The organism is Candidatus Leptovillus gracilis (assembly GCA_016716065.1).
Taxonomy (GTDB): domain Bacteria; phylum Chloroflexota; class Anaerolineae; order Promineifilales; family Promineifilaceae; genus Leptovillus; species Leptovillus gracilis.
Map to the genome: position 1 here is coordinate 97,828 of JADJXA010000001.1, position 21,839 is coordinate 119,666.

Sequence of the window (21,839 nt, forward strand, 5' to 3'; positions counted from 1 at the left end):
CAGTATTCAGTGTTTAGAGGTAACACCGACTGAGAACTGGTCACTGAATACTGAACACTAATTACGACTACTACGCCGCCAGGGGAACGGCCGTCAGCGGTTGGGCCTGGGGTAAAACGCCATTTGCCTGGACTGGCGAAACCCACGCCGCCGATACCGACTTGTCCACAAAATAACTAAAACAAGCCTCGTCTACCAATGATGGCGTCAACCGCGTCGGGATGTTTTCGTAGTCGCACAGGGCGATTACAATTTTCACAATGTCGCGGGGATGGACCGACTGCATCACCCGGCCAGCGTCGCGGTACCACTTTTGCAGCAAGTGAACGAAGGAACGTTTGTCGAAGGGGACTTTGTAATGGTTGCAGACCGCCAGGAATATCTGGTAGAACAGTTTTTCGTCCGGGCTGCCTACCAGCACCTTCATCTGAATGCGACGCAAAAAAGCGTCATCCACCAGGTCATTGGGGTCCAGGTTGGTGGAAAAGACGATAAGCTGCTGGAAAGGCACTTCCACCGACTGCCCAGATTGCAGGCGTAAAAAGTCTATATTGCTTTCCAGGGGCACAATCCAGCGGTTGAGCAGTTCTTGGGGGCGCATCTGCTGGCGGCCAAAGTCGTCGATGAGGAACATGCCGCCGTTGGCCTTCATTTGCAGCGGGGCTTCGTACACCTTGGCGATGGGTTCAAAGCGCAGGTCCAGGGCATCCATCGTCAATTCACCACCGACCATGACAGACGGCCGTTGAAACAGTCGCCACCGTTTATCCACTTTTAATTTTTCCGCGCCGCTGCCTTGCCCATACGGGTCCATGTGCATAGCAATCTCTTCATCGCTCAGGGGGATGTGAACCAACGGATCAAAAATGCGAATGATTTGCCCACCCACAGATACCGCGTCCGGCAGCCAGATGGGATCGTCTTTAGCCAGAAGTTGGGCGATGGCTTCCGCAATGGTTGTTTTACCGTTGCCAGGCGGCCCATACAAAAACAGCGACGAACCGGAGTTCACAGCCGGGCCAATGCGTCGGTGGAAGTTGTCGGGCAAAATCAGGTGGCCTAATGCCTGCTGCACCTGGTTGGGCGAAAGCCGCCGGTTGCCCCGGTGTTGCGCCAGAATCGCCGTCGAATAATCATCCAACGACACCGGGACGCGGCCCACATATTGGCTGCGTTCAAAGGCATCTCGCGCCCGCCTCGTACCCGCGTCGGTGGGGCTGTAGGTAAAGCTGAGGCTGCCAATAGAACCGGCTTTGGTTATTTCTACCAGATGCTCCTGCTTCATGCGGCTCAGCAAATCGTCTATAACGCTGGCATGAATGCCCAAAACTGTGGCGACACGGGCAACACTGGCCTCGCCTTCGTTAAACAACAAGCGAAAGATAATGTCTTGGATCAGCCCGATTGGCACACCCAATCCATCCACTTTCATGACAGGCGCTAAAATTTTTTCTAGAACCGAAGGATTCATATGGTTATCACCTGCGGTTGACCTAACCGCCACATTCCCTTTGCAGGGTTTCCACACTTAGTTTCCATTAGTATAGGTGGTGGGCAGCCAAGCGCACATAGGAAATAAGGTTAGGGTGTTTTGACGCTGACCGGGCGCTGCCATATAATGCCCGATATTTTGGCGCAGAAGTTGAATTTGAACTTATGAATGATCAAGAAAATAAGTCCTTGCCTTCCACACTTTACACAGAAGAATACTTTCTAACAGCGTGCGAAGGGTACGATGTGTTTATCGAATCGGAAGGCGTACAGCTTTCCCGCCGTCTCAAAGATTCATTTGCGGTGGCCGAGGTGACGGCCGGTATGCGGCTTCTGGACGTGGGTTGTGGGCGGGGTGAAATTATTCGTCACTGCATGGAGATGGGGATTGAAGCGTATGGCATTGACTACGCCGAAGCGGCTATGAGTATGACCCAAGAAGTGATCGCCGCCGAACGGGTGAAAATAACCGGCGAAGGGCGAGACCCGTCCAAGGTTAAGGCCGGCGTTTGCCGTTCAGACGCCAAATACTTGCCCTTTCCCACCGGCTATTTTGACCGGGTGTTGATGTTTGACGTGGTGGAGCATTTGTATCCCTGGGAGCTGCACGCGGCGATGTTGGAGGTGCGGCGGGTGCTAAAGGACGACGGCCGTTTCATCATCCATACCGCCCCCAACCGCTGGTACGACCAATACGCCTACCCCTGGGTGCGCCGTGTGCGTACCCTGCTGGGCGAAGGCCATAAGTACCCCAAAGATCCGCGGGCGATCACGGCCGTCAACCTCGACGTCCACGTTAACGAACAAGACATGCGCAGCATGAAAAAGGCGCTTAACGCTGCCGGTTTCAAGGCCAACGTCTGGCTCGATTCGCCGCCGCAAAACCGCCAGGAAAACGCCGCCATGGCCGGTTTGCGCCGCCTGGCCTTCGACGTGCCCCCCTTCCGCTGGTTCTTTGAACGCGAAGTCTTCGCCGTAGGGGAAAAAGATAGTTTATAGTTGTTAGTTGATAGTGGCTTGTCAACTCCCAACTAACAACTCCCAACTCCCGTGAAACGCTTCCTGCTGTACCTCACCCTCATCCTGCTGTTGGCTTTTGCCCTGCGGACCTACCAGTTAACGGCCGTTCCCCCCGGCCTTACCCACGACGAAGCCAATCACGGCCGTGAAGCTCTGGGCATTCTGGACGGCGTTTATCTCTTCTACTTCCCCCTCAACTACGGCAGCGAACCACTCTACAGCTACACCGTCGCCCTGAGCATGGCCCTGTTTGGCAAAGGGCTGCTGGCGCTGCGGCTGGTCAACGTCATCTTTGGCGTGGCGGCCATCGCCGTCGCCGCACTCTGGGCCAGCCGCGCTTTCGACCGGCAGACGGCGCTGTTGGCGGCCGCGCTGACGGCCGTCTCCTTCTGGCCCCTGGCAACCAGCCGTGAAGCATTACGCGCCGGGATGCTGCCTTTTTTTATGGCGACGGCCGTCTGGTTCTTCTGGCAAATCATCACCGCGCCGCCGGAAAACGGCCGTCAACGCTGGCTGGCGGCCGCCGGATTCGGCGTGTCGGTGGCCTTTACGCTGCACATCTACCTGGCCGCTCGCGTAGCCTGGCTGATGTTCCCCGCCTTTCTGCTGTACCTGGCCTTGGTGCAGCGCCCCACCTTCCGCCGCGTCTGGCAGCCGGTGCTGGTCGGGCTTATTCTGGCCGGGTTGTTGGCGACGCCCATGTTCATCTACCTGCGTCTGCACCCAGAAGCACTCACCCGGCTAGATATGCTCGACGCTCCCTTGCAAGCGCTGCGCTCCGGCCATTTGCGACCTGTTTTTGCTAACGTCTCGTCTGCGCTGCTGGCCTTCATCTGGCCTGGCTATGGCGACCAATTTCTGGCCTACAATATCCCCGGTCGCCCGGTGTTTGAAGCAGTGACGGCCGTTTTTTTTCTGATAGGTCTGCTGGTCTGCCTGCTCAATTGGCGGAAACCGGCTTACGCCTTGCTGCTGATCTGGTTTGGCGTGGGCATTCTGCCCTCACTCATCACCGGGGCGACGGCTAACACCACGCGCAACCTGGCAGCGCTGCCGGCCGTTTACCTGCTGCCGGCCGTGGGATTTATGGGTCTGGGTGGCTGGCTGATGGGGCGGCGGGGGCAGCGGATACGGCCGTTGCTCAACGGCGCGGCCCTGCTCTGGCTGTTCATTGCCGGATGGATCAGCAGCCGCGATTATTTCAGCCGGTGGGCCAATTCGCCCGACGTGCGCAGCGCATACCAGGTCAATCTGGTGGCCGCCCTCAGCTATCTGGCCGAGCAGGACCTGGCGCCACCCATCGTCATGTCCACCGTCTACCCCGGCCCAGCCCACGACAGTTCCATCGCCCTGGTGCTGCGCCCCCACGCCGCCGACGATTTGCACTGGGTGGATGCGCGTCGCGCCCTGCTCTGGCCTGGCGGCGGTGGTGGTTACGCCCTCATCCCGTCCTCCACGCCGCCCGATCCGGCTTTTAGCTCCTTTTTACAGCCGGTGGATACCCAAACTCTACGCCCCAATGACCTGGACCCCAGCTTTACGCTCTATAGATTAAGCCCCAACCCGGTTGACGTGAAGGCGACGGCCGTTGCCAATTTTGGCGATGCAGTGCGGCTGTTGGAAGGGAAGTGGTTGGACGATGTGGTGATGGCGGGGGAAACGGCCGTCTTCCAAACCACCTGGCAGGTCATAGACCCAACCCGCATCGGGCCTGTCGTCCCGCCGACTTTCACGCCAGACACTGTCTTTTTCACCCAGGTCTTAACCACCGAAGGCACTGTCTTAGCCCAACAAGACATACTGGCTGCCCCCTCCTGGGCCTGGCAGCTTGGAGACATCTTGGTGCAGATCCACACCATCACCGTGCCGCCACAAACCACACCGGGTCCCTACCGCACCATCGTCGGCATTTACGACCGAGTCTCGCTGGAACGTCTCCCCACCTTCACCGCCAATGGCCTGCCTGGCGAAACCTTCGCCGACGTTTCCACACTCACCATCACGGCGCGCCAAACCTCCGCAAACCAGTAACTCTCGTTCATCATTCATCGCTTATCGCCCATCTTTATGCTACACTAACGTTATGGGCGAAACTGACAACCCTCTCAAAGTGCTCATCAACGAGTTCAGCGAAGCTTTTGCCGCCTGGTTGTTGGATACGGCCGTACAGCGCGTGCGGCCGCTCAACGTCGAATTTGCCGCCAATCCCGGCCGCAGCGATTTACTGTTTGAAGTCATAGATACCCTTGGACGCATCATTTTTCTGCACATTGAACTACAAGGGCGACGCAGCCACCAACCCATGCCCCTGCGCATTCTGGACTATCTGAGCAGAATTGTGCAGCGAGATGTGGGCGTACCAGGCGGTGAACATGCGCCGCGGCTGGTCAGCGTCGTCATCTACATCGGCGAAGGGGCCGGGCGCGGCGACAGTGGCGACTATGCGATATTGGGATTAGGGGATGAGGCAACACTGCGCTGGCAATATCGGCCGCTGCGCTTGTGGGAAATGCCGGCCGAGCGGCTGTTTGAACTGGACAATCCGGCATTTCTTGCCTTAATTGGACAAACGCGGCTCACCAACCCCGCCACCGTATTACCGAAAGCCTTGTCCATCATACGTTCTACGACGGAAGCGGAACAAGGACACTTGTTAACCGCGCTGGTCAGTTTACTGCAAACCGGAGAGGTGATACAGATGGTTGAAAAACTGCTGGAAGAAAGCGAAGAACTTTTATTAGACACCCCCTATTTGCGTCGTATGCGCGAAATTGGTTGGCGAAGGGGCCGTGAAGAAGGCCGCGAAGTAGGCCGTGAAGAAGGCCGCGAAGTAGGCCGCGAAGAAGGCCGCGAAGTAGGCCGCGAAGAAGGCCGCGAAGAAGGCCGCGAAGAAGGCCTTACGCAAGGGCAAAAAGTTGGCCGGGAACAAGGCATACGCGACACAATTTTAGAAGCAGTGGTTCGTAAATTTAATCCGCTGGCCGCCGAGTACCGCCAATTGGAACAATATCTGAACCAGATTCACAGTGCAGACGCCTTGCAGCAGATCCTGTTGGCTATGTTCGACACATCGGATGTGCAGACAATTCTGGCAATGGCGCGGCAAACGGCCGTCCAATAACCTCCGCGCCCATCCCTCGCACACGACCTATGAGCGACCGAAAAGCCGACGACCTGTCGGTGAAGGAACTGGAACAACTGCTGTATCACAAAAAACGGCAGCAGCGTTTACAGCGATTGGAACGTTTGCAACAAGACGGCCGTCTTGTCGTTGTAGATGGTCTGGCTGCACCCAATCCAAACCCGCCGCCGCTGCCCCGCCCGGAAGTCAGCCCTACCGGCGCGATGCGCTACTACGTTCTCAACCCCGAAGAAGGCGAACTGATTGAACCTGAACCGACTCAGCGGCGCATCAACTGGCGTTGGGTATCGAACAAATTCCTCCTGTTTGTGGAAATTGGCGCGGTCATTGGTCTGCTTGTTGTCCTTGTCGGCTTGTGGCTAACCCGACAAGAACTCAACCAGGAATTAATCCAGGCGCAGCAAGCGCAAGTAGCCGAGATTGCCTTGCCCACACCGACAGCCACCCCCATCATCGGACTTGTCGTTTTGCCCAGCGGCCACAGACCGCCGATCAGCGGCCGTCCACCAGAGGCGGGCGAAGCCGGCGACATTCCGGCGCACCTGATGCCGGCCATCAACGCCTACGTGCCACCACCTATCCCCACCCCTGGTCCAGAACAGGCCCGCCGCATCGAAATCCCGGCCATTGGCGTAGATAGCACCATTGTCCAGGGCGTAGATTGGGACCAACTTAAAAAAGGGGTCGGTCAACACATTAATGCCGCCCAACCTGGCCGCGAAGGCAATTTAGTCCTGGCCGCCCACAACGACATCTTTGGCGAAATTTTTCGTCATCTGGATAAGTTGACGCCTGGAGATGAGATCATCATCTCTACAGAGCGCCAATCCTATACATACGTGGTCCGAGAGATTGATGTCGTCGCGCCAACGGCCGTTTCCGTCATGGACCCCACCGCCTACGCCCAGGCAACCCTCATTTCCTGCTACCCGTATCAGATCAACACCCAACGTATCGTCGTCTTCGCCGACCTGATCGCCGACGCCAACTCCTCCTGATCTTGGTTGACGCCCCTCTGGGCTTGTGCTATTATTCAGCCCACATTCCGGTCTGTAAGGCCGGAATATTTGTTCTTAACAGTATTCGGCAATTGCTCTAATAGGCATTGCGCCATTTAGAACCTGGAGAGTAAGGAGATTCGTAGAAGAAAAAGCAAACCAAAGAGCAGCACCAGCACCAGCGTCGAGTACCGGATTAACAATCGGATTCGTGTTCGCGAAGTCCGGTTGATTGATCAGGACAACCAGAACCATGATGTAGTGCCAATTCGCAAAGCTCTGGAGATGGCTCAGGAAGTCGGCCTAGATTTAGTCGAAGTCGCCCCAAATGCCGATCCGCCCGTATGTCGTATCATGGACTATGGCAAATTTGCCTACGAGAAGACCAAACGGGAACGCGAAGCGCGCAAGCATCAAAAACTGATTGAAATCAAGACGCTCAAGCTGACGCCAAGAACGGCCGATTTCCATCGGGACATCTTGGTTAAAAAGGCACGTGAATGGCTGGGTGAAGGGAAAAAGGTGAAGTTTCAGATTCGCTTTAGGGCGCGTGAAATCACCTACCCGGAAATCGGCCAGGAAATGTTGGAAGGCATTGCCAAAGAACTAGGTGACGTGTCCGAAGTTGAACAAGCGCCAAAATTAGAAGGCTGGTCCATGACCCTAATGCTTACGCCAGAGCTGCAAAAAGCAAAGAGTGAACCGGCTGAAAAATAAAACAGCGTTATTCCAAAAGCCCCCAGGGGGGCTTTTTTGTGAGGGTTAATATGCCAAAAGCGAAACAAAAGAAATATAAGTTAAAGTCCTACAAGGCGGCAGCCAAACGTTTCCGTATGACGTCAACCGGCAAAATTCTGCGCACCAAAGGCGGCAAAAGCCATTTGCGCCGGCGCAAATCTGCGCGTACCAAGAACTTGCTCTCAAGGATGTTGGTCGTGGAATCCGCCGGCGATCGTAAACGGATTAAGCGTATGGCTCCGTACATGAAGAAGTACAAGGCCAATCCGCCCAAATAGTTGACCGTCGGTCGTTGATAGTTTGTTTGTTCGCTGCCTGGCCTCGGTGTTTAGGCGCTTGAGTGCCCAGAGCTTTATAAAATGCGAGGTGTAAATTATGAGAGTTAAAGGCGGGTTTACAACCCAACGTCGCCACAAGAAAGTGTTGGCGATGACCAAAGGCCAATGGGGAACACGCAGCAAGTTGTTCCGCCGTGGCAATGAAGCGATGATGAAATCCTACTGGTACGCTTACCGCGACCGGCGGGTGCGTCGTCGAGATTTCCGCCGCCTCTGGATTGCGCGCATCAATGCCGGTGCGCGGCTTCAAGGCATGAGCTACAGCCAACTGATTCATGGCTTGAAGTTGGCGAATGTTTCTTTGGATCGCAAAGTTTTGGCAGACCTGGCCGTGCGGGATGAAGCTGCTTTTGCGGCCGTGGTGGATGTAGCCAAACAAGCATTGGCTTAATTTCGTTTTACCCCCCTCTATCATAAAAAGCGTCACGCTTGTTAACGGCGTGGCGCTTTTTGCGTTATCAGGTGGCCGCTCCTTGTGATGAACGATGTCTAAACGAGGGCGAGACGTAGTTGTCGCTGCCCTTGCCTTTGAGTACTATCGCTGACTGGTCTGGAACTTAGGGTTCGTTTGCAATTAACTTTGGAGTTTCCAGATTGGACCAATCTTGGAGATTGGTCCAATCTCACCAGGTTAAAAACATATGAACCCTTATGTGTAGAGCGCAGAGTGCAAAGATAGGAGAAGTTGGCCGAGTGATTTCTTAAAGCTCTCTTGTCGGACGCTAAACGCCAGGCCGAGAAGATTTATGATGACTATGGGACGCAAGGAACAACAGACCTATATGGCCTGGATGCTGTTGGTGCTGTTAACGGCCGTTTCTCTGCGCCTGTTCGCCCTCGCCACCATCCCACCCGGCCTCACCCACGACGAAGCCGACCACGGCATCACCGCCTGGAGCATCGTCAATGGCGCGCGCGCCCTGTATTTCACCATCGGTTACGGCCGTGAACCTTTATACGATTACGCTACGGCCGTCGTCATGCGCTTCTTGGGTCCCACTTATCTGGCAGGGCGGTTGACGGCCGTTTATTTCAGTCTCATCCTCATCGCCGGCATGGCCGCCTGGGTGCGGCGGGCGTTTGATTGGCAAACGGCCGTGCTTGCCGCCGCCGGGGTGTCCGTTGGCTTCTGGGCGGTCATGACCGCCCGCCAATCGCTGCGCTCCATCACCCTGCCGGCGCTTTTTGTATTAACCGTCTACCTCTTCTGGCGCGGCCTGGAAGAAAATTGGAAGCAAACAGACGCGGATGCACACAAATCAAAATCAGCCTCCATCCGCGTTAATCCGCGTCCCATTCTCTTGTTCACCGCCGCCGGTACTGTATTGGGGCTGACATTTTACACCTACATCCCGGCGCGGTTGCTCTGGGCGATCTTCCCGGCAACATTGGGTTATCTGGCCTGGCAAAATCGGCCGCTGCTGCGCCAGGTGTGGGCAGGAACGGCCGTTATGCTGCTGGCTGCCGGGCTGGTGGGCGCGCCGTTGTTTGGCTATCTGCTCGCCCACCCGGAAGCCGAGACGCGCATCGGGCAGTTGAGTGCGCCGTTAACGGCCGTAACCCAGGGCAACCCGACGATCCTCTGGCAAAACACACTGGCCGGGCTGGGCCTGTTTGCTTTTAGCGGCGACACCTATTGGCGCTACAACATCGCCGGGAAACCCCTGCTGCCGCCGCTTATGGCGGTCCTCTTTTTTGCCGGACTGCTGTGGGCCGGGTGGCTGATAGGAACCGGGCGGCGGCAGAAAAGGCTGGAATCTGCGGCCGCTTTTCTGGCGTTGGCCTGGCTGCTGGCCGGATTGGCCCCGGCGTTGGTGACAGGCGCGCGGCTGTCCACTACCCAGACCATTGCAATGCAGCCGGTGGTCTACCTGTTCCCGGCATTGGCGCTGCGCGTCGTCATGCGTCGGGCGTCAGACGTATGGCCCAAACGGATGGCGGCTGACAGATTGCGCACGACGAGCGGCGTCATCCTCCTGCTGCTGTTTGGCGGCACGGCCGCGGCCACCGCCAGGGATTATTTCGCCGTCTGGGCCAATCAACCCGACGTGCGCGTGGAGTACGAAAGCACGATGGTCGCCGCCATGCAGGCGATTAACCAGGAGGAAATGCCCCACACGGCCGTTTCCAGCCAAACTCCGGGCCCGTTTCACACACCAGCCGTCGCCGCCATGACCCTATCGCCCCATTTGCCCACGCCGCGCTGGTTCGACGCCCGCACCAGCCTGGTGCTGCTCACCGCATCCCAAAGTTTCGTGCTTATCCCCGGATTTACGCCCATCAATCCGGCGCTGGCGACCTATTTTGAGACGGCCGTTCTCGTCCAAACGCTCCCCATGCGCCCCACTGATCTGGACCGCCCGTTGGACATTTACACGGTGGACAGCGCCCTACTAGCTGCCGACTGGGCGACCCAATTTCAACCAGCCACACCCGTCAACTTTGGCAATACGGCCGTTTTCCTGGGTTATGATCTACAAACACCAACAGTCTCGCCCGGCGGGATGGTGACGCTGGCGACGTGGTGGCGGGTGGAAGGGCCGCTGCCCGACGCCGTATTGTTTACCCAGGTATTAGGGCCAGACGGCCGTCCCATCGCCCAGGCCGACCGGTTAGATGTGCCCGGCGCAGGTTGGCAGGCCGGCGACCAGTTCATCCAACTGCACCAGTTCACGCTGCCAGAGACTACGGCCGTCGGCCAATACCCCATCATCATCGGTCTGTACACCTGCCCGGCAGCCTGCGGAGAGAAGGAAGCGCCACAGCGCCTACCCATCCTCAGCCCGTTCGGCCTGCCCGGCGACTATTTGCCCATCACCAAACTGAGCGTGGCTGCCCCATGAACCACACTCGCCTGCCCTACGAGCATTGGCTCATTTTACTCATCACCCTGCTGGCGTTTGGCCTGCGCGTCTGGCAGTTGAACCGCGTGCCGCCCGGCTGGCGCGACGACGAATTGATTGAAACGCTGATCATCTCGCAGCGGGTGCTGGATGGCGAATGGGCCGTCTATTACGCCGATGCCTCCGGCCACGAAGCGCTGTACCACGTCCTGAACGCCGCCATGTTGGCCTTATTTGGCCCAACAACCTGGGGCATTCGCCTGCTCTCGGTCATCCTGGGAACCCTGACTGTGCCGCTGACTTATCTGTTGGGGCGCCGGCTGTTTGGCTCGACGGTGGGGCTGCTGGCGGCGGCCTTGCTGGCGACGAGCTTCTGGTCGTTGATGTATTCGCGCATTGGGCTGCGCCATATTTTGCTGACGCCGTTGGTATTGGCCGCCTTCTACTTCTTCTGGCGCGGGCTGCAAAAAAGCCGGTGGGCAGGATGGTTTGATGGCCGGTCGCCGCTGCTCAGTTATTTGTTGACGGCCGTTTTCCTGGCGCTGGGTTTCTACACCTATTTTGCCGGGCGTGGGCTGCCGTTAATCCTGGTGGCTTTTATGGGCTACCTGGCCGTGTTCGCCTGGCCGTTGTTCCGGCGACATTGGCCGGGCTTTGCGCTGCTGTTGGCAACGGCCGTGTTTCTGGCCGTGCCGCTAATCGTCACCTTGCGGCAGCAGCCGGAATCAGAAGCGCGGGTGGCAGAGCTGGCGCTGCCACTGGTAGAGGCGCAGATCGGTAATTTTGCGCCCATTTGGCAATATACGCTCACCACCCTGAGCATGTTCCACAACAGCGGCGACCCTGAATGGTTATACAACATCCCCCAGCGTCCCATATTTGGGCCGGTGGGCGCAGGTTTGTTCTGGCTGGGGGTGGCGCTGGCCGGCTGGTATGCTTTGCAGCCAGCCGCCGCCACCCTCCGCGCTCTCGCCGTGCGCACCCGGCGACCGGCCGCCGCGCCCATCCACCTGAGCAGCGCCTTTTTGTTGATCTGGTGGCTGGCGGGCATCGCGCCCGGCTTTATCAGCGTGCCTCCGGCCAGTTTGGGGCACACCATTATGAGCCAATCGGCCGTGTATATGCTCAGTGCGCTGCCGGTGGGCTGGCTGGCGACGATGGGACGTAAGAAGTATGCCGTTGACCGTTTACGGAATACGGCTTACGGCCTACGGCTTACGGCCGTCACCCTGGGCTTGCTCTTGTTCATCAGCACCGGCTGGCGGGATGCGCAAGATTATTTTGTCAATTGGCCGGCGCGGGGCATGGTGCGCTTCCTATATCGCGCCGAAGTCCATGAGACGGCCGTTTATCTGAACAACCACCCGGACATCACCGACGTGGGGCTGACCAGTGTGTTGGCCGGTCCCTGGGACCAGGCGGCGCTGGACATTGATTTGCAGACGGCCGTTCAGCCCCGCTGGTACAACCCCGACCGGGCGCTGCTGCTGCAACCTTCTTTGGTCTTGGCCGGTTGGCCGCAGCCGCCGCAGTTTTTGCCGGAAGCCTACACGCCGCTGGCGGAACGGCCGTCTATTGGCGCTTATCGCTTTTACACGATTGATTATGATTTCCCACCGGGCGAGAAGGTTTGTTTTGTCAATGGATTGTGCCTGGAAACGGCCGTTTATGATTCTGTGACCGGGCGTTTAACGCTTGTCTGGCAGGTGGGCGAAGCGTTCGATTTGCCGCCCATGCCGCTGATCAGCAATCCGCCGCCGCCGGGGGTGTACGCCGGGCCGCGCCTCAGCGTCTTTGCCCATTTGCTAGACGCCGCCGGTGGGCTGCTAACGGGTGACGATGGCCTGTGGGTGGACGCGCGCTATTTGCAGCCGGGCGACCGCTTTGCCCAATTCCACCAACTAACGCCGCCGGACGGCGCCCTGGCGGGCGGCGTGGCCTTTGGCCTGTACGACCCGATGACCGGGAAGCGTATCCCGACGGTAGACGGCCGTGACAGCCTACAATTAAGAATAGATCAGCGCGGAGACGCGGAGAACAGGGAGATTAAATGATTGAAAATCCCCCGCGCCGCCGTGACGCCAATCATCTGGAGTGATAAGTTTGCAACCTGGAACCGCAGCGACCTGGAGCCGGCGGGCGATGGCCCTGGTGTTGGTCGTTTTTATGGGGCTGGCATTTGCCGCCAACGTGATCAATCCGCTGCACGAGGCGACGGATGAACTGCGCCATTACCGCTTTGTGCAAACCATCGTGCAGCACAAGGCGCTGCCGGTGCAGGGAGTAGGCTGCAATGCCCAGGGGCATCATCCGCCGCTGTTTTACGCGGTGGCGGCGTTGGCGACCGGTTGGGTAGATACGACCGGTGAGGGGGATTGTTATGACCCACCGCCAAACCCATTTTGGGCATACCGCTACTGGGAAGTGGGGCGCGATAACAAGAATCAATATCTGCATTATACGGCCGTTGAAGGTTTTCCCTGGCATGGCGGAGCGTTGGCCGCCCACCTGACGCGGCTGGTGAACAGCTTGTTTGGCGCGGCAGCGGTGTGGCTGACCTACCTGATCGGGCTGGCAATCTGGCCGAAACGGCCGTTTCTGGCTGTCGCCGGAGCGGCTCTGGTGGGTTTCAACCCGATGTTTGTCTACATGTCCGGGTCTGTCAACAACGATGTGATTGCCGCCTTTAGCGGCGCGGCCATTACCCTGGCCTGCGTGCGGCTGGTGCAGGACGAGCGTGGTCTGAGTCTGCGCTGGGGGCTGATTCTGGGCGTGCTGTACAGCCTGGCGCTGCTGAGCAAATTCAACCTGGCGGCCATCGCCGGGCTGATTGGCGCGGCAATGACTTGGGTGGCCTGGCACAAACGGCAGTGGCGCGCCTGGGTGCAGGCAGGGTTGGCGCTGATGGGGGTGACGGCCGTTCTGACTGGCTGGTGGTTTGGGCGCAACCAGATATTGTACGGCGAGCCGACCGGCGTTGAAAAGCTGACCGAACTGTGGGGCGTGCGTGACCCTTCGCAGAGTTTCTGGCTGGCGGTGTCGGAATTGGATTATGTCTGGACCAGCTTGTGGGGGCGTTTTGGCTACGGCCAAATTCCCCTGCCAAACGTGATGTATGCCGGTCTGGGGGCGTTGGCAATTCTGGGAGTGACCGGGTATGCCCTGCCCTTTGTACGCCGCGAGACACAGGAATTAAAGGAAACGGCCGTCCCCCTGCTGCTGCTCTTGCTGAACGTGCTTCTATTTTTAGGCGTCCTCTTCAACTATCTACTAATCAGCCCGGCTGGGCCGATGGGGCGCTTCTTTTTCCCGGCGCTGCCGGCGCTGGCGGTGCTGCTGGCCTATGGATTGAGCCAATATGGGGCGACGGGGCAACGGCCGTTTCGCGCCGACGTCTGGCTGGCAGGCATTTTAAACGGCGGCATGGCCCTGCTGACACTCATCGCTTTCTGGGGCTATCTGCGCCCGGCGTATGCCCAACCACCCGGATTTACGCCAACGGCCGTACCCAATCCCATCAACGCCCAATTCGACAGTTTCGTCAATTTGCGCGGCTATGAACTGCGGCAAAACGAGGTACGGCCGGGCGAAACCCTGGATTTAGACCTGTATTGGGAAGTGACCGCCAAACCGCCAGGCGATTACCTGTTGTTTGTCCATCTGATAGACGAAAACGGCCTGATGGTGGCTCAACGCGACACCCATCCCGGATTGGGCAATTTCCCGGCCAGCAATTGGCAGGCGGGTGATCGTTTTGTCGAATCTATTCGTCTGGTCGTGCCAGAAACAGCTTACACGCCGGACAACGCCACGCTGTACGTGGGTTATGTCGCCCCCGGCGCCTATCGCCTGGGCATCAGCAGGGAGGGCGTGGGGCTGGGCGATGCGCTGCCCCTGGCCGAAATCGCCATCACGCCGATTCCCGGCGATTTGCCCAATGCGCAAAACCAAAACTTTAACAATCGTCTGCGCCTGCGCGGTTATGAATACAACAAACGCAGCTTTTTGCCCGGCGATGTGCTGGCGGTGACGTTGTATTGGGAGCGTTTGTCCGGCGACCCGGCGGACAATTGGGTACGCATCAGCGTGGTGGATGGCGAGGGCAAGGAAGTCATCTATCAGGAGAGCCAACCGCCAGCCGAGGGGCAGCCGGGAGAGGTGATTCGGGACGAGCATTGGCTGGACCTGGGCTACAGCCTGGCAGCTGGCGCTTACACGATTCATGTGACCTTAATGGACGTTGTTAGTGGACAGGTGCAAACTATTGTGGCTGACGATGGACGCCAGATAAATGATCATTTATCATTAGCTCAGATTCGATTGCAGCAGTAAATACGGGCGAACGCCTGGCAGGTCTAGCACCGTAAACCGTATTCAGTATCAGTTAAGCCGCTTCGGGGAAAATTGTGTGAAACAGCAGCGCGTGAACCAGATACGGATGGTTGTGATAACCATCATCCTGATTGCCAGCGGCGTTATGTTTGTGGCGCTGCCGGTATTGGCGCTGCGTTGGATCCAGGCGCCTTACCCGGGACTGTTTTTTGATCCCAATCTGGTCGTGAACAAATCATCGGCGCAGTATGCGCCAACAGAGCCGGTGCAGCCGCCGATTGCCTATCCAGACAGGGTTACGGCCGTAAACGGCCGTCCCTTCGCCACCCCCCAGGAACTCCACGCCTATCTTGCCAGCCTTCAGCCCGGCGATGTGGTCACTTTTCTCTTCGATCAGCCGCCACCGGACGCCGTCATCACCACCCGCACAACTGACGAAACCGAACGCGCCGTCAACCTGGTTTTGTCTACCTTAGACGAGACCATTTTGTGGAACCAGTTCTGGCTGTTTTACCTGTTGGGAGTGGTCATTTTTCTCATTGGCGGGCTGACGTTTATGGCCCGGCCAGACGCCGAGGCGGCCCAAATTTTTGCCCTGTTTGCGGTGTGTACGGCCGTTATCATGGGCGCATTGTTCGACCAGATAACCACCCAGGTCTTTATCCGTGTCTGGACGTTGGCCCTGGCGATTGTCGGCAGCTTTACCATGCTGCTGGCCTTTGTATTTCCCCACGAAGCCAGCCTGGTTTCCCGATTTCCCTGGCTCAAATGGGCCGCGGTGTTGCCCGGCGTAGCCCTGGCGCTGTGGGGGCAGGTCTGGTTGTTCAACGGCCCGGATGTTTGGGCCCATGCCCTGCCCTGGCGCTATGCCTATTACTGGAATATCTTCGCGGCGCTGGTGACATTGGGTTTCATGCTCTATCGCAGCGCCGCTTCTCCTTCGGCCCTGGTGCGGCAGCAGGCGCGTATCATCTTATTGGGCGCAGTTTTAGGCCTGATGCCCATTCTGGTGACGCTGGTGTGGCTGGCTACCAGGCAGGGCTGGCAGCGGTTTAATCCTTCTGTTTTTCTGCCGCCGGTGGTGCTCTTTCCGTTAGCTATCGCCTACACCATTGTTCGCTTCCGGCTGTTGGACGTAAACCGCGTCGTACGCCGCGGCCTGACGTACCTGCTGCTGGCGATCATTGTGGTGGGGGCGGTTTTGCTGATTATCAGCGGGCTGGCAGTTGGCGTGGGCATCCACATCACCCTGAGCAATCCTTGGGTGGTCGCCATCTTTATGCTGGCTATCTTTGCCATTTATGATCCACTGCGGACCTGGCTGCAAAAAGGATTAGACCGGCTGCTGTTTCAAAAACCGGTGGAACTAAACGAACTGCTGCGGCAGTATAACCGACGGCTGACAACGGCCGTCAACGCCGATCAGGTCGCCAAAATCTTGGTGGAATACACCCAAACGGGCATCCCCGTCAGCAATCCCCAACTTTTTCTGCCCGACGACAACCTGGGTGGCTATTGCAGCTACCCCGACACCGAAAACGCCATGGTCGCCACCGATTCGCCGCTGGTCGTTTACATGCAGCATACCTCCGAGGTACTGGACTTAACCGTCGAACGCGCCTGGCCGCCGGAACTGCGCCAATATCCCGAAGCTGTTCGCCTGCAACAGGCCGCCATCATCGTGCCGATGAATAATGGTCAGGAGCTGTTAGGTTGGCTGGCCTTGCCGGCCAAACAAAATGGGCAGCCTTACTCACAAAGCGAGTTGAACTTCCTCAGCACAATGGCCGACCAATCCCTGATTGGCCTGGAACGGGCCAACGTGATGCGCCGCCTGGAAGCCCGCATCGCCGAATTGGACCAACTGAGCCAGTTTTCGCAGGCGCTCAACTTCACCATTGACCCGGATGTTTTGTTGGAACTGGTGTTTACCAATTATCAACGGCTGTTGGGACTGGATAATTTTTTCATCGCCCTGCAAAACCCGGCCACCCGGCAGCTTTACGCCGCGTTTGTGGTGGAACAGGGGGAACGTCTGCCGGAGCGTGAAGGGCGGCATGTCGGGGTAGACGATCCGGCCATCCTTCAGGTGTTGCAGACTGGGCAAATGGCCGATATGGTGGATGAAAACGGCCGTGTCTGGTGGATTTCGCCGCTGAACGCCGGCGCCGAAACGTTGGGCGCGCTCTACACCTTTTTCGCCGATGAGACACACATCCGCCCACGCCAGAAACAGTTGTTCAATGTGTTCGCCGACCGCACGGCCGTTGCCCTGGACCGCCTGCAAACCCGGCAAGAACTGGCCGACCGCGCCCAACAACTAGAAATTATCAACGAAGTCACTCTGTCTCTGGCCGCCACCCTGGAGCTAGAACCGCTGCTCAACCTGATCATGGACAAAGCCATGGAACTGCTGGAAACCGAAGCCGGGGCTTTTATGATGACGGTGGAAGACACCGGCGAGTTAGAATTTCGCGTGGTGCGCGGCCCGGCCAGCGGCGATCTGCTGGGCAAACGTTTACCTATTGGCAGTGGATTGGCGGGCACGGCCGTTCAGACCGGCCGCCCCGTGCGCCAAAACCGCGTCCGCGACGACAAACGCTGGTTTGGCGACATGAACCCCAATGCCGATTTTGTCAGCGAATCCATTCTGACTGTCCCCCTGCTGCGGAGCAATGCTGTGCTGGGGGTGGTCCAGGTCATCAACAAGAAAAACGGCGCCCCCTTCAGTGAAGAAGATGAAACACTGCTGGCCGCTTTTGCCGGGCAGGCCGTGGTCGCCCTGGAAAACGCCCGCTTAATGGAACAAACCGACCAGGCTTTGCAGGAGCGCGTCAGCGAATTGTTCATGTTGCAGCAGCTAGACCGCGACCTCACCACCACGCTAGACCTGGAAAACGTCCTCAGTCTAACGTTGGACTGGACGCTGCGGGTGAGCGATGGCGCATCTGGAGTGATTGTTTTGGCCGACGAACAGGGCAAGCCATATCTGCAAGCCCAACATGGCTATGACCAGAGCTTTTCAATTGAACCGATCAACGGCGTTTTCGCTGACGATGGTTTGATGAGTCGGGTCCTGGCGACGGGAGAACCGCACGTAACCGGCAATGTCCATGCCGAGCCGCATTACAAAATTAAGTCCTATGAAACGCTGTCGCAAATGACCTTGCCCATCATCCATAAGCAAAAGCTGATAGGCGTGGCCGCCATTGAAAGCGACCAGATGAATATGTTCCACAATGGGCACATGGAAACGGCCGTGCGCATGACCAACCACGCGGCCGTCGCCATCGCCAACGCCCTGCTCTACCAGCAGGTCAAAGAAGCCAACCAAGCCAAATCGGAATTTGTCTCGATGGTTTCCCATGAACTAAAAACCCCGATGACTTCCATGCGCGGTTACACCGATTTACTGCTTTCCGGCATGACCGGCGACCTGACCAGCCAGCAGCGCGGCTTCCTGGAGACCATCGCCGCTAACATTCGCCGTATGAGCCAGCAAATTCAGGACCTCACCGACATTTCCCGCATCGAAACCGGCCAACTGCACATAGACCCAGCCCCGACCGCTTTCACCAACATCGTCAGCGAGACTTTGCAGACCGTGCGCGGCCCCTGCGACGCCAAAGGCATCGAACTGCACCTGGACCTGCCGCCAGACTTGCCCCTGGTTATGGCCGACAAAGAGCGGCTGGTGCAGGTGCTGACCAACCTCATCAGCAATGCCAGCAAATACTCGCCGCCCAACACCAATGTTTATGTCAATTTAAGGGCAGATGCAATGCGCATAGGCGAAAAAGAGCGGCCGACGCCGGTGGTGGTTTGCGCCGTTAAGGATACTGGTTACGGCATTTCGGCTGAAGACCAACAGCGGCTTTTCACCAAGTTTTTCCGCGCCGATGATCCCAACATTCGCAAAGCCACCGGCACAGGGCTGGGTCTATCCATCACCAAAGGGATTGTGGAGCTGCATGGTGGCCGGATTTGGGTGGAAAGCGCGTTGGGACAGGGCACGACGTTTACTTTTGCAATTCCGCAAATCGAATAAATCGGGCGACGGCCGTAAACATCGTCAGGGAGTCGTAGGTTTTGTACATTGACACACCCCTGATGTTGGTTATACTTTAACCCATGAGGGAAAATTCCGTCACAAGCGTAGAAAAACACATAACCTGATTCACGTTGACGCACGCCATTTCGCGTGCGTTTTTGTTTTCCGGGGCAGTTCCTAATTTGCAGAGAGGAGTAAAGAATTATGGACTATGGGATGATCAGTAAAATCGAAAAATCGAAGATTTATGCCGAAGAACGCGAGCGAATTGATTTTCAATATCTGCGCGTTACCATCCAGGGCGATAACAACACATCCCCCCATGTGGTTGAATATGATGAGGGCGTGTGGAGTTGCGACTGCGATTTTTTTGCCTCGCGGCATGTATGCAGCCACACCATGGCGATTGAACGTATTTTGCGAGATATGGTTGAACTTGGTGAGGCTGTCTAAACGGTTTTGCTGATTTTTACCACGCGGATTAAAACGTGCCCGGTCTAACGACTGGGCACGTTTTTTGTTATAATCACCCGGTTGTGGCTGCATTTTGCGACATTTGGAATGAAACACACCCTTTGGCTTGAGAGGTTGTAATGGACATCATCGGGAAAAGACCTGTCAGGACTGTCTGGACACCGTGAGGAAACGCACCATGACCATTGGCGGCGTTGAATTTGACCTGAAACTGACTTTTCTCATCATCTTCAGTACCGTCATCCCCATGCTGGACTATTACGGCCACAGATTTACCAGCGCCAAAGCCTACGACCGTTTCATCCTGTACTTTATCTTACCCATGCTGGTCATTCTGCTGTTGTTCCGCGAACCGGCCAGCGGCTATGGCTTTCGGCTGGGCGCCTGGCGCGTCGGTCTGGCCTGGACGGTCGGCGTGTGCCTGGTGATGGCTCTGGTGTTATGGTTTGTGGCCCGCACGCCATCCATGCAGGCGTATTATCAGGCGCGTGCGCCACAAGAAGTAACACGCCTTCTCTGGCTTAACGGTGTGGAATTGTTTGCCTGGGAGTTTATCTGGCGTGGTTTTATGCTCTTTGGTCTGGCGAAAATTTTAGGCCCTGGCCCGGCCATCCTCATCCAGGCAGTCCCTTTTGCCTTTATGCACCTGGGCAAACCGGAAATCGAAACCCTGACCACCATTTTCGGCGGTATTGGCTTTGGTTTCATTGCCTGGCAAACTAATTCGTTCCTTTATCCCTGGCTTATCCATTGGTTTATCACCTCATTTACGATGCTTATTGCTTTAGGTCGTTTCTAAAACGACGCGCTACCAACCAACCTGATAACAGCTGTAAACTGACATTTTTCACCTTGCCACCCGGTCATCTTGCCACCCTGTCAGTTTATCCCTGTCAACTATCAACCCTATGACCAATACTCTGACGCTTCACCCCCTGTCCATTGCCAATGGCGGCGGCGGCATCGCCCGCGACGCCAACGACCGGCCCGTTTTTATCCCGTTCACCATCCCCGGCGAAACCGTAGAAGCGCGCATCATCGAAGAAAAAGCGCACTTTGCTCGCGCCGAACTCTTGTCTGTGCTGACGCCCTCGCCGGACCGGGTAACGCCACGCTGCCCCCATTTTGGCGTTTGCGGCGGCTGCCATTTTCAGCACATGGCCTATGCGGCGCAGTTGGCGGCGAAACAGCAAATTGTGATTGACCAGTTGCAGCGGATTGGGGGGATCACGGCCGTTTCCATCTCCTCCACCCTGCCACACCCCAGCCCGTGGGGCTACCGCGCCGAAACCGAGCTGACGCCTACCGCCGATGACACTCTTGGCTACTGGTCGCCACAGCAGCAGCAAGTCATCGCCATCACCGACTGCCCGATCATTCACCCCGACCTGCTGGCTTTGTGGCAAGATATAGACCTGGAACTGCCCGGCCTGCGTAAACTGACACTGCGCATCGGCGACGACGAGGCGTTGTTGGCCGCCCTGGAAGTTGATGACGTTGAACCGCCAGAATTGGAAACCGATTTTCCCGTGTCGGTGGCCATTGTCTTGCCGGATAGGACGGCCGCCACCCTGGTCGGCGACAATTACACCTTGCAATCGGTGGGCGGGCGTGATTTTCGTGTCTCCCCTGGCTGCTATTTTGCGCCCAGCCCGGCGATGCTGGCCGTAACCATCGAGACCATTTTGCGTTATGCTGCGCTAACCGGCCGTGAAAGCGTGATTGACGGTTACAGCGGCGGGGGCATTTTTAGCGCGGCTTTGTCTGAACAGGCTGGCATCGTGACGGCCGTTGAAATCAACCCCGACGCCATTGCCGATACCGTCATCAACCTGGCGCATACCGACAACGTCTCGCTGTACGAAGGCTGGTTTGAGGCTGTTCTGCCCCAGATACCCAAACCCGACGTGCTGCTGGTCCATCCACCAGCCCGAGGGTTGTCCAAGGATGCGGTCAACGTGATCATTCAGCAGCGGCCGTCTCGTCTCATTTATGTCAGCAGCGATATTGCCACCCTGTCCCGTGACGGCAAATATCTCACCCAAGCTGGTTATCGCTTAACGGCCGTGCAGCCCATAGACACCGCCCCCCAAACCTACCACCTGGACACCGTGTCGCTGTGGCAGTATGCCCATTAACCGCATCTGCGTGCGCGGCAGTCTGAGCGCAAGCTGGGAGGAGCGGATGGGAGACATGTCCATTCGCTGGCTGGCGCAAGAGGATGGGCCATAGTTGGGGAACGGCCGTTTTCGGTCGTCCAGGTACTGCAAAGATTTTACGTTCTTGTAACATCATTTGACACGCTGCATTTGCTTGTTAAAATCGGATAAGTTGACAAAACTTGCGCCTTTAATTTACCCTTAATCGCCATCATAAAACCAGGGGAGAGCCTTTCACGATTTATTGACCTAT

General features: G+C 57.4%; 15 protein-coding genes. 14 read left to right on the forward strand and 1 reads right to left on the reverse strand.

Annotated elements, in window-relative coordinates:
• Positions 1-70: 70 nt before the first annotated feature.
• On the reverse strand, positions 71-1,471 hold the full coding sequence (locus tag IPM39_00465; GenBank protein MBK8984548.1) for an AAA family ATPase: 1,401 nt from the start codon (positions 1,469-1,471) through the stop codon (positions 71-73).
• A 185-nt stretch (positions 1,472-1,656) separates the two neighbouring features.
• Between IPM39_00465 and IPM39_00470 the strand changes: the two genes are divergently transcribed.
• The 14 genes from IPM39_00470 (at position 1,657) to IPM39_00535 (ending at position 21,565) form a co-directional block, all read left to right on the forward strand.
• A complete protein-coding gene (locus IPM39_00470) occupies positions 1,657-2,490 on the forward strand; it encodes a class I SAM-dependent methyltransferase (GenBank protein ID MBK8984549.1) in 834 nt (277 codons plus the stop codon).
• Between the two features lie 51 nt (positions 2,491-2,541).
• Positions 2,542-4,542 (forward strand): glycosyltransferase family 39 protein, encoded by a 2,001-nt coding sequence (locus IPM39_00475; GenBank protein ID MBK8984550.1) that lies wholly within the window; start codon positions 2,542-2,544, stop codon positions 4,540-4,542.
• A 52-nt stretch (positions 4,543-4,594) separates the two neighbouring features.
• Entirely contained in the window at positions 4,595-5,632 is a 1,038-nt protein-coding gene (locus IPM39_00480; protein MBK8984551.1) for a hypothetical protein, read from the forward strand.
• Positions 5,633-5,661: 29 nt separating this feature from the next.
• Entirely contained in the window at positions 5,662-6,651 is a 990-nt protein-coding gene (locus tag IPM39_00485) for a class D sortase (protein ID MBK8984552.1), read from the forward strand.
• Between the two features lie 138 nt (positions 6,652-6,789).
• Positions 6,790-7,368, forward strand: a complete 579-nt coding sequence (locus IPM39_00490) for a translation initiation factor IF-3 (protein MBK8984553.1) — start codon at positions 6,790-6,792, stop codon at positions 7,366-7,368.
• Positions 7,369-7,418: 50 nt separating this feature from the next.
• Positions 7,419-7,667 carry a 50S ribosomal protein L35 gene (gene rpmI / locus IPM39_00495; protein ID MBK8984554.1) on the forward strand — a complete coding sequence of 83 codons (249 nt, stop codon included), beginning with the start codon at positions 7,419-7,421 and terminating at the stop codon, positions 7,665-7,667.
• Positions 7,668-7,761: 94 nt separating this feature from the next.
• Positions 7,762-8,118 carry a 50S ribosomal protein L20 gene (rplT, locus tag IPM39_00500; GenBank protein ID MBK8984555.1) on the forward strand — a complete coding sequence of 119 codons (357 nt, stop codon included), beginning with the start codon at positions 7,762-7,764 and terminating at the stop codon, positions 8,116-8,118.
• A 355-nt stretch (positions 8,119-8,473) separates the two neighbouring features.
• The gene (locus IPM39_00505; GenBank protein MBK8984556.1) at positions 8,474-10,570 is read left to right on the forward strand and encodes a hypothetical protein; all 2,097 of its coding nucleotides are present in this window, start codon (positions 8,474-8,476) and stop codon (positions 10,568-10,570) included.
• Complete coding sequence (locus IPM39_00510) at positions 10,567-12,624, forward strand: glycosyltransferase family 39 protein (protein ID MBK8984557.1); 2,058 nt, start codon at positions 10,567-10,569, stop codon at positions 12,622-12,624. The genes IPM39_00505 and IPM39_00510 overlap by 4 nt, the downstream gene beginning before the upstream one ends.
• A gap of 49 nt (positions 12,625-12,673) precedes the next feature.
• Positions 12,674-14,902, forward strand: coding sequence for a phospholipid carrier-dependent glycosyltransferase (locus IPM39_00515; GenBank protein MBK8984558.1), 2,229 nt, complete (start codon positions 12,674-12,676; stop codon positions 14,900-14,902).
• A gap of 76 nt (positions 14,903-14,978) precedes the next feature.
• The gene (locus tag IPM39_00520; protein MBK8984559.1) at positions 14,979-18,950 is read left to right on the forward strand and encodes a GAF domain-containing protein; all 3,972 of its coding nucleotides are present in this window, start codon (positions 14,979-14,981) and stop codon (positions 18,948-18,950) included.
• A gap of 207 nt (positions 18,951-19,157) precedes the next feature.
• Positions 19,158-19,406, forward strand: a complete 249-nt coding sequence (locus tag IPM39_00525; protein ID MBK8984560.1) for a hypothetical protein — start codon at positions 19,158-19,160, stop codon at positions 19,404-19,406.
• A 199-nt stretch (positions 19,407-19,605) separates the two neighbouring features.
• Positions 19,606-20,226 carry a CPBP family intramembrane metalloprotease gene (locus IPM39_00530; GenBank protein MBK8984561.1) on the forward strand — a complete coding sequence of 207 codons (621 nt, stop codon included), beginning with the start codon at positions 19,606-19,608 and terminating at the stop codon, positions 20,224-20,226.
• 109 nt (positions 20,227-20,335) lie between these two features.
• The gene (locus tag IPM39_00535) at positions 20,336-21,565 is read left to right on the forward strand and encodes a class I SAM-dependent RNA methyltransferase (GenBank protein ID MBK8984562.1); all 1,230 of its coding nucleotides are present in this window, start codon (positions 20,336-20,338) and stop codon (positions 21,563-21,565) included.
• Positions 21,566-21,839: the final 274 nt, after the last annotated feature.